This is a genomic window from Mycobacterium sp. 852002-50816_SCH5313054-b, assembly GCF_001667185.1.
GTDB lineage: Bacteria > Actinomycetota > Actinomycetes > Mycobacteriales > Mycobacteriaceae > Mycobacterium.
Window position 1 is genome coordinate 1 of the sequence record NZ_LZIC01000058.1, and the last position, 9,840, is coordinate 9,840.

The window sequence follows — 9,840 nt, forward strand, 5'->3', positions numbered from 1 at the left end:
AGATCGCCGGAAAGCCGACGGAACGGGTGGAGAAGGTGATGCGCCTCGAGGAGGCCGCCGGGCTGCACCAGGTCGACGGCTATCTGCAGCTGCGTCCGCGGACCGAGGCCATCCGGCAGGAGCTGCTGCGCTTCCTGCTGCAGTGCCGGGCCGACGGCAAGCGGGTGGTCGGCTACGGCGCGCCGGGCAAGGGCAACACATTGCTGAACTACTGCGGGATCCGCACCGACCTGCTCGAGTACACGGTCGATCGCAACCCGTACAAGCACGGCCGGTTCACGCCGGGAACCCGAATCCCGATCTACCAGCCGGAGCGCATCGCAATCGACCGCCCGGACGTGGTGGTGGCGTTGCCGTGGAACCTCGAAACGGAGCTGACCGAGCAGCTCGGCTACATCGCCGAGTGGGGCGGGCAGTTGGTCTTCCCGCTTCCGGCGCTGCACACCGCAGAAATCGGTAGTGTGCGGCGATGAGCACCTGCCGGGCGTGCGGCGGCGCGGACCTTCGCCGGGTCCTCGACCTGGGGACGGTGCCGGCCGGCGACGAGTTTCCCCCGGTCGCCGAACCCGTGCGCCCGGAGGAGTCGTCCCATCCGCTCGCCATGGACCTGTGCACCGGCTGCGGCCTGGCCCAGCTCGCCGACGACGACACGGTGGCCGCCGAGCCGCGCGGCATCCAGCCGCAGGCCCTGCGTGAGCAGGCGATCGAGGCCGTCCGGCGGGTGGCCGACGCCAGCTGGCTGCGGGGCGCGACCGTGCGCGAATTCGGCAGCCCCCACGGCGGGACGTGGTTGCCGTTGCTGGCCGACCGCGGTTTCGCGTCGGCCCAGCGCGCCGACGTCGTGCTCGACTCGTTCGGCATCATGCACGAGCCGGACCAGCGGCGGGCCTTCCAGGTCCGGGCGCAGGCCACCGTGCCGGACGGCGTGTTGCTGCTGCAATTTCACTCGCTGCTGACGATCGTGGACCAGGGGCAATGGAACGCGTTGCGCCACGGTCACTTTGCCTACTACTCGCTGACGGCGCTGGCCGGGCTGCTGGCCGCCGCGGGCATGAGCGTGGCCTCGGCGTGGGAGTTCGATCTCTACGGCGGCACTGTGTTGATCGCCGCTGTGCACGGCAGCGCCGAACCCGACCAACGCGCCAAGGACATCGTGCGGCGGGAGCAAGCCTTCGGCATCACCGACCCGGCGGTCGTGGGACGCCTGCAGCGCGCCGCCGAGCAGCACGCCGCCCAGCTGCGCGACTGGCTGGTGGCGCAGGCAACCGACCGCCGCACGGTGTACGGGTACGGCGCCGGCTCGCGCGTGGTCTCGTTGTTCAGCCTCGCGGGCATCGACCGGCGGCTGCTGCAGGCCGTGGCCGACGCCTCGCCGGCGAAGCACGGCCGCAGGATTCCCGGGACCGACGTCGGGATCATCTCACCCGAGCAGCTCGTCGCGGCCGATCCCGACCGCGTCATGCTCACGCTGCCCGATCTCTACGACGAGGTCCGGCAGGCATATCCCCAGCTCGACGGGCGGTGGTCGGTCGACCCCGGCGCCGGGGGGAAGCGGCCGGCGCTATGAGTTCGATTCGGGTGCTTTGGCTTTCGCCGTGGATGCGGCCGTTGGCGCGCGTGCAGGCCGAGGCGCTGCGGCGGCGGGGAGCCGACGTGTTGCTGGTGACGTCCGACCAGCACCCGGAGTCCGACGCCGCCCGCGACTACGAGCTGGTGCTCGATCCGCGGTTTCGGACCGCCGCGACGTGGCCGGGCAGCATCGCCGGCTGGCGTCGCGTCCGGGACTACGGGCCGGACGTGGTGATCGCCGAGTTGGTCCGCGATCTGCGCTGGATCCCGATGGCTTCAGGGGCGCCCCGCGTGCAGCTGGTGCACGACGACAGCCCCCATGACGCCGGCGAACAGCGGCCGGGCTACGAACGCGCGGTCTTCGATCGATGGGGCGCTCGCTCGGCGGCGACCATCACCTACAGCGACTACGTCGCGGACGCGATCATCAGTCGCCGGGACGTGGCCGGCACTCCGGTGCATGTGCTGCCCCTCACCAGTGACCTCGACGTGGCGCTCGTCCCCGCGCCGGTGCGCGCCGAGGGGCGCCGCGACTTCGTGATGGCGGGCCGGCTCAACCCCTACAAGAACATCGACGTCGTGCTGCGCGCCTGGCAACGGCATGTCAGCGGCCAGGCCTGGCGCGGGGACAACCTGCTGCTCATCGGCGACGGGCCGATCAGCCTGAGAAGTGCCACCCTGCCGCCACATGCGCGGTGGCTCTCCGGCTCGTATCGCTACTCCGACGTCGTCGAAACGCTCTCCACCGCAAAGGGTTCGGTGGCCCACTACCGGCGCGCCTCGCAGAGCGGCGTGCAGGTGCTCTCGATGCAGCTGGGCGTGATGCCGATCGTTTCGGACATCGGGGGATTGCCCGAGTACCAGCCGCCGGGCGGCCCGGTGATCGGTGTCGACGACGTCGCGGGGCTGGCCGCCGCGTTCGACAAGCTGGCGGATCCGGCCGTCGCGGCGCGCCGAGGCGCCGAGGCGGCGCGCCACTACGCGCGGCGCTGCTGCGGCGACGCGGCCGCGGACCGCTTACTCAACATCCTCGCCGAGGTGCGGGCCGCGCGCCCCACGTTCGGCGCGCGTGAACTCGCACGCGCCGGCCGGCGCCGGGAAAGGTTTTAGTTCATGGATTTTCGCACGTTTGTCCGGACGCTGACGGCCCATTGGAAGCTGTTCGTCGGCGCGCTGCTGGCCTGCCTCGCGGGGGCCGCCGCGGTGACCGCGCTCCAGACGAAGAGCTACCAGTCGTCCGCCACCGTCCTCATCTCGTTTTCCGGCGAGACCGACCTCGCCCAGGTGTATTCGGGAACGCAGGCCGCCCAGGAGCGGCTGTCGTCCTACGCGACGATCGCCGGCGGGCACGCCGTCGCCGAGCGCGCGGTCAAGCAATTCCATCTGCCCATCGGCGCGGACGCGCTGGCCGGCGAGACCCATGTGGAGTACACGCCCAAGTCGACCCTCTTCACCATCTCCGTCACCGACACCGATCCGAATCGCGCCGCGGCGCTGGCGAAGGCGATGGCCGACACCTTCACCGGGATCGTCGGCACGTTGGGGGTGAATCCGAAAGACCCAGTGGCGCTGGTCAACAGCTCACCGCCGCAAGCACCACCGCCGCAGGCTCCCCCGACCCAGGGCCCGACACAGGCGCCCGCGGCGCCGGACACCGACGGCCCGTCCGCCACGCAGCCCGGCGGCGACACCACCCCGACGGTGGATCAGCCGCCGGCCCCGACCCAGGCGGCCACGCCGCAGGCGCTGCCGCCCCAGGTTGCCCCGAATACGCCGATCGCCAGGGCGACGGTGATCGAGCAGCCGGGCGTGCCGGACAGTCCCATCAAGCCGGTCCCGGTGCGCAACATGGCCATGGGGCTGGCGGCCGGCCTGCTGTTGGGGACGGGGGTGGCGTTGACGCGCGAGGCCGCCGACCGCACCGTGCGCGACCGAGCGAAGCTGGAACGGCTCTCCAATTTGCCGACCCTGGCCGAGCTGCCCGGAAGGCGCGGCAACGCACCGCGATTCGGCACCGACATATCGTTCGACGACGCGGTGCGCGGCCTGCGGGCGCGCCTGCTCCGCGCGATGGAACCGGGAGCGCGGCGCGTGCTGCTGACGGCGCCGTTCGGCGGCGAGGGAACCACGACGACGGCGCTGAACCTGGCGAGGGCTTTCGCCGAATCCGGCGAAGACGCCCTGCTTGTCGAGGGCGACACGCGCCGACCGGTGATCGCCGGCCTGCTGAAGGTCGACTCCGGGGAGGGGCTGGGCAATGCGTTGTCCGATCCCGACATCGCGACGGAAGCCGTTAAGCCGACCACGATTCCGGGGCTTTTCATCCTGGCGGCCCGCGCCGTTCGCCGCGACACGCTGCCCAGCAGCGCCTACCTGCCGGAGGTCCTCGACAAGGTGCTGGCCGACGTGTCGGCCAGCTTCGACCGAACGGTGGTCGACGGCCCACCGGTCCTGGCGACCGCCGACGCCGGGCTGCTGGCCGATGCGGTGCAGGCCACCGTGCTGGTGGTTCGCGCGGGGCGCACCACCGAGGACGAACTCGCCGACGCGCTCACCGCGCTGCGCGCCGCCGGCGCCGAAGTCATCGGCACGGTGCTGACCGATGCGCGGCTCCCCCGGCACGCCAGGGCCGCCGCCCGCACCTACCGGACCAAGGTAGGCCGACCGGCGTGATCCTGTACCTGCGGAGTCGGCACCGCCTGGCGATGTCTGGAGCCGTCCTGACGGTATTCGCGTTGGGGTGCTTCATCTTCGGCGTGCTGTCCGTGCGCAACACCACCCAAGGGGTGATGTTGATCGGCCTGTCGTTCTGCCTGGTGATCTACTGGACGAGGCCGGCGACGATGATCGGCGTCGCGCTGTTTTTGGCGTTCGCGGCGCTGCCGCAGGGCCTGCACGTCGCCAAGGTGATCGGGCCCGTCTCGGTCAACGCCTACCACGTGGCGTTGGTGCTGGCCGTCTGCTTCGTGCTGCCGGCGGTGCGGCTGCGCTTCTCCGAGTACCTGTTGCCGGGCATGTTCGTGTTGATCGTGGCGTACTTCGCCGCCGTCGGATTCGCGACCGGTCATTCCGCGCCGATCATCGTGCGCGAGGCCACCTTTCTGCTCGAGATGGTCGGCGGTTTCGTGCTGGCGCTCGTCATCGTGTACGGCGACTACGTCAAGCTGTCCGTCCACGCGATGGTGCTCACCCTGTGGTTCTCGGCGGCCATGGCCGTCCTCAGTTCCTCGAGCGGCCTGCGGCTGGCGGGCCGGCTGGAAAGCCTGCAAACCGACACGGGCGACATCGCCAACCGGGTCATCACCGCCACCCTGACGCCGGCGATCGCGGTGCTGGCCGCCCTGGTGGCGGCGCAGATCGTCGGGCGCCTCACGCCCGTCTGGTACCTCGCGTTGGGCCTGCCCGCGTTGATCATCTCGGTGCTGGCCTTCTCCCGTAACACTTTGATCGCCCTCGGGGTCGCCGCGGTGGTGGCGTTCGTCGCCACGCTGGGGTGGTCGTCCCTGCGCCGGGCGGCCAGGCTGGCCCTCGCCGGCGCGGGGATCTTGGCGGTGGCGGTGCCGGGCGCGCTGTTCCTGCTACAGCATTCGATGGCGGGCGAATGGCTGAGCGATCAGATCACCGGATTCAGCCACCGGGTGCTCGGCGGCGTCTCGAGCAACGCGCTCGCGGTGGACTCCTCGACGCTGGCGAGGCTGGCCGAGGACGCCAAGCTCAACCGTGCCATCGGCGAGGCGCCGGTGTTCGGCCACGGGCTCGGCTACGCCTATCAGGAGCCGTTCGGCAACGACCCGGACGAGTTCACCAACACGCTGGGCACCACCTACTCGCACAACTTCTACCTGTGGTGGCTGGCCAAATCGGGTGTCGTCGGCATGGCCGCGTTCGCGGTGTTCGCGCTCACGCCGCTGGTCGCCGCGCTGCGCAGCACGTCGGCGCCGGCGAAGGCCGCGGCCGCGGTCTCCGCCGGCCTGCTGGTGATGTGCATCGTCGACCCGCTGCCCGAAGACCCCGCCAACGCCATGACGCTGGGCATGGCGCTGGGAGCGGCCCTGGCGTGCGCGCGCCTGCGGCGCCGCTCGCACGCCCCGGAGGCCGGCGCCGAGCCGCTGCTCGCGGGGGCCGCGCGGTGAGTGCCGGACGAAAACCGGTGCGGGTGTTGGTGATCGGGCCGGCGCCCGCGGCGGCGGACAGCCGCGGCGGCATGGCGACGGTGGCCGCCCTGATGGCCGTGCATCCGGACGAGCGGATCAGCGTCGCCGTGGTGCCCACCTACGTGGACCGGTCGCGGTCGGTCAAGCTGCTGGTGGGCATCCGCGGAATGCTGCGCGCCAGTTGGCTGTTGCTGCGCGGCCGCGCCGATGTGCTGCACGCGAACCTGGCCCAGGGCGGCAGCGTGCTGCGCAAGGCGGTGCCGCTGGCTGCAGCGCGGCTGGCCGGCGTGCCGGCCGTGGTGCACGGACACAGCTACGGCTTCGGTGGCTGGTTCGACCGGCTGCCCGCGCCGGCGCGGGCCGCGGTGCGCCGCATGCTCGTCGCCGATCACTGGCTGGTGCTGGGCGAGCGCCACGTCGAGGAGTACGCGGGCCGGCTGCGGTTGCCCGGCGGCCGGATCAGCGTGCTGCACAACGCCGTCCGCATCCCCGAAACCGCGGTGGCCCAATCGGGTGTCGACCGGGTGCACGCGGTGGCGCTGGGCCGGATGGGAACGCGCAAGGGCAGCTACGACATCGTCGCGGCCGTGGCGGCGCTCGATGAGGCGATTCGCCGCCGGCTGCGCGTGACCCTGGCCGGCGACGGCGAGGTCGACGGCGTGCGCGCCGCCGTGGCGGCGGCCGGGCTCGGCGACACCATCCGGGTGGCCGGCTGGCTGGATGCGACGGCCCGCGACGAACTGCTCTGCGGCGCACACGTTTTCCTGCTGCCCAGCCGCGACGAAGGCCTGCCGATGGCGCTGCTGGAGGCCATGGCGTACGGGTTGGCGCCGGTGACCACGACGGTCGGCAGCATCGGCGAGGCGGTGAGCGACGGCGTCACCGGCGTTGTCGTGCAGCCGGGCTCGCCGGACCAGATCGCCGGCGCGCTGACCGCACTCGTCACCGACGATCCCCTGCGCGTGCGGCTGGGCGCCGCCGCGCCCGCCCGCGCCGGCGACTTCGGGCTGCAGCGCTGGTACGACTCGCTGGCCCGGCTGTGGACCGGCCTGGCGGGCGCGTCCGCGCCGGGGCGCGAGGCGTCGCTGCGGTCACTGCCCGTTCGCTGAGATCGTCGAGTCGCGCGGAATATCCAGGGTGGCAATCGGATACAGGCCCGCGCCGTCGCGACCGTCGCGGGCCAACGCCATCGGCGCGTAGTTCACCACGTGCGATGCGCCCGGCTTGTGCTGCTGCCAGTCCACCGACGCGCGCAGCGTGTAGTGGCCCGGCGCCAGGCCGTTCAGGTCGATGCGCACGGTCTCGGTCGTCGACGCCGGCACCGCCTCCTCGCGGGAGGAACTGCTGTCGTCGCTCACCAACGTCTTGAGGTTGACCGTCGCCGGCAGGCTGCGAACCACGGCCCCCGAGAAGTCCACCAGCTTGTACCCGGGCGCCCACTGCTCGGTGGCGACCGCCGAGCCGTAGTTGGTCCAGGCCGCCGAAATGGTCGCCACCTTGCCCTGCAGCGATTGGGAGCCCGGGCGCCCCTCGACCGAATACCGGTAGCCCGCCGAGGTATTGGCCTGGGCCCACAGCAAAAACAGGCCGGGGTCCATCGCCGACCTGGACTCGCGGTCGGCGAAGTTGACACTCGACGTCATCGACACGTGGTAGCGGACGACGTCGTGCAGGCCCTTCTCGTAATAGGAGCGGGGGTCGGTTCCGTTGGGCAGCTGGCACCACTCGGTGATCACCGGGGCGGACGCCATCCGCTGCTTGAGCGCGTTGACGACGGCGTCGTTGCTGCGCACGTATTGGGAGTCACTGGATTCGGCCCACGCCGGCAACGGCGCCTGGACGCCAAGGCAATCCGAGCGGACGCCCACCGGCGCCGAGAGTTTCTTGGTCACGTCGTCGGCCAACAGCTCGCGGACGATCTCGGGATTCTGCGGCGTGACCACCAATTGCGTGTGCGGGAACGCGTTGACGTTCGCCGCGACCAGCTGCCGGATCGAATCGGTGGTGATGCTCTGATCGCGAAACTGGCTGTAATACCCCAGCATCGCCTTGCTCTCGTCCGGCGCGGGACCGGGCGCGCCCAACACGTCACGCAGGTAGGCGATGTGGTTCTCGCTGAAATCCCCGTACCCGGAGAATTCGAACACGCTGAGTCGCTCGTCCCCGTCGTAGCGGCGGCCCAGCGCCGCCAGGAGCTGCCCGAACGCGTTGAGGTAATTGGCGTCGTTCCAGCTCGGCACCACCTGGGTCACCCCGGGCGTCGGGCTGTTCGCCGGCGCGGGATACGGGGTGGACGCCGAGCGCATCCAGTCGGGGATCGCGATGTTGGTGTTGTCGGGATAGGAGTCGTTGCAACAGGAGTTGTAGGCGTACACGCGCAGGGTGAGCCGCATATTGCGGTTCTGCAGCTTCGTCAGCGCGTCGTCGATCGCGCTGAAGTCGAACTTGCGGTCGTCGGGGGCGTCGGGCGGCAGGGTACGCGGGTCGGTGGGCTGCAACTGCCGCCACGAGATGCGCATGCTGGCGTCGTAGGATGCCGGCCACGCCGGGTACCGCTGCTGCGCCGGATTGCCTTGCGGGAACAGCGGAATCAGCAAGTCCTCGTACTGGCCGCGCAGCGGGTTTGCGATCTCCTGAACGGTGGGCGGGATGGCCGGAAAGACCATCGCGGACAACGGCCCCGGATTGGGATGTCCGCCGCACCCATTCAGCAGCAGCGCCGTGCATGCGATGACCGCGGCGAGGGCGCTCTTACCCCGTTTATTCGACGAACGAAACATGTGGGCTAGATCGCGCCTAACGACAGCGCCTCGCGGTCGGCGAGGAACGGCATCGGCATCCATCGCGCGGCCAGCAGCGCTTCCATCGCGTTGCCCGGGACGGGTCGGGACAGCAGGAAGCCCTGCGCGCGGTGGCAGCCGTGTTGCATCAGAGTCAGTGCGGCGGCGGGTGTCTCGACTCCCTCGGCTACCAGTTGCAGGCCGAACGCCTCGGCCAATCCGATGATCGCGCGGACGATCGCCAGATCGCCGGCGTTGGTACCCAGGTCGCGGACGAAGCCGGTGTCGATCTTGAGCATGTCGACCGGAAGCGACTTCAGGTGCGACAGAACGGCATAGCCGGTGCCGAAGTCGTCGATGGCGATCTGGACGCCGACTTCCTTCAGCTCGTGCAGCGTCTTGCGGGTGGTTTCGATGTCATGCACCACCGCCCGCTCGGTGATCTCCAGACAGACCGATCCGCCGTCGATGCCGAACTCCTCGATGGTGTCGGCGACGCTGCGCACGAAGCCGCGCGTGATCAGCTGGATGGGCGAGACGTTGATGCGCAGGACGGCGCTCTGCCCAACGCCGTTGGCGCGCCACCGGCTGAATTCGGCGCAGGCGCTGCGCATCACCCACCGGCCCAGCTCGCCGGCCAGGTTGGTCGACTCGGCCACCCCGATGAACGAATCCGGCAGCAGCAGGCCCCAAATCGGGTGCCGCCAGCGGACCAGCGCCTCGGCGGCGACGATGGCGCCGGTCCACAGGTCGACCTCGGGCAGGTAATGCAGCAGCAGCGCTTCGCTGTCGATGTCGCCCTGCAGATGCAGCTCGATGTCGTTGCGGAAGGCGCTTTTCAGCGACATGTCGTCGGTGGACAGCGCAACCTGGTTGCCGCCCCCGCGCTTGGCCGTCAGGACGGCTTCGTCGGCCCGGCGCAACAGGTCGGTGCTGTTGTCACGCCCCGGCATGCCCACCGCCAGCCCGATGCTCACGGTGCGGGTGATCATGTGCCCGCCGATAGCCAGGCGCTCGCGCAGCATGGTCCCCAGGCGCCGCGCGAACGACTCGGCGGTCCCGGTCGACATCGCCTGGTCGGGGATGACGACGAACTCGTCGCCACCCAGCCGGGCGATCATCGCCTGGCTGCCCGCGCACACCCGAATCCGTTGCGCGAAAACACGGATGAACCAGTCCCCCGCGGTGTGGCCGAGGTAGTCGTTGATCGGCTTGAGCCGGTCCAGGTCGAGGTACAAGACCGCGACGGGTCCCGGGCTTCCCGGCGCGAGCCGTTCGGTCAGGTGCGCGACCAGCGCCCGCCGGTTGTACAGGCCGGTCAAATCGTCGTGCTCGGC

8 protein-coding genes are annotated in these 9,840 nt (G+C 70.7%); 6 read left to right on the forward strand and 2 right to left on the reverse strand.

The annotated features are described in order from the left end of the window. The 6 genes from A5787_RS12250 to A5787_RS12275 all read left to right on the forward strand — a co-directional run. A partial coding sequence (locus tag A5787_RS12250) for a methyltransferase C-terminal domain-containing protein (protein ID WP_369829111.1) occupies window positions 1-473 on the forward strand: 473 nt, incomplete at its 5' end. Continuing rightward, window positions 470-1,567: a methyltransferase domain-containing protein gene (locus A5787_RS12255; protein ID WP_066966668.1), complete on the forward strand. Its 1,098-nt coding sequence runs from the start codon at window positions 470-472 to the stop codon at window positions 1,565-1,567. The genes A5787_RS12250 and A5787_RS12255, both read left to right, overlap by 4 nt. After that, window positions 1,564-2,679: a glycosyltransferase family 4 protein gene (locus tag A5787_RS12260; RefSeq protein ID WP_066966669.1), complete on the forward strand. Its 1,116-nt coding sequence runs from the start codon at window positions 1,564-1,566 to the stop codon at window positions 2,677-2,679. Before A5787_RS12255 ends, A5787_RS12260 begins: the two co-directional genes overlap by 4 nt. Window positions 2,680-2,682: 3 nt before the next feature. Continuing rightward, the gene (locus A5787_RS12265) at window positions 2,683-4,242 is read left to right on the forward strand and encodes a polysaccharide biosynthesis tyrosine autokinase (protein WP_066966670.1); all 1,560 of its coding nucleotides are present in this window, start codon (window positions 2,683-2,685) and stop codon (window positions 4,240-4,242) included. Between the two features lie 32 nt (window positions 4,243-4,274). Next, window positions 4,275-5,702 (forward strand): O-antigen ligase family protein, encoded by a 1,428-nt coding sequence (locus A5787_RS12270; protein ID WP_231993945.1) that lies wholly within the window; start codon window positions 4,275-4,277, stop codon window positions 5,700-5,702. Next, complete coding sequence (locus tag A5787_RS12275) at window positions 5,699-6,832, forward strand: glycosyltransferase family 4 protein (RefSeq protein ID WP_066966675.1); 1,134 nt, start codon at window positions 5,699-5,701, stop codon at window positions 6,830-6,832. Before A5787_RS12270 ends, A5787_RS12275 begins: the two co-directional genes overlap by 4 nt. Here A5787_RS12275 and A5787_RS12280 read toward each other — a convergent pair. Both A5787_RS12280 and A5787_RS12285 read right to left on the reverse strand, forming a co-directional pair. Further along, window positions 6,815-8,503, reverse strand: coding sequence for a hypothetical protein (locus tag A5787_RS12280; protein WP_066966677.1), 1,689 nt, complete (start codon window positions 8,501-8,503; stop codon window positions 6,815-6,817). The two genes, A5787_RS12275 and A5787_RS12280, sit on opposite strands and share 18 nt — an antisense overlap. Before the next feature lie 5 nt (window positions 8,504-8,508). Then, on the reverse strand, window positions 8,509-9,840 hold a 1,332-nt coding region (locus tag A5787_RS12285; RefSeq protein ID WP_066966680.1), incomplete at its 5' end, for a bifunctional diguanylate cyclase/phosphodiesterase.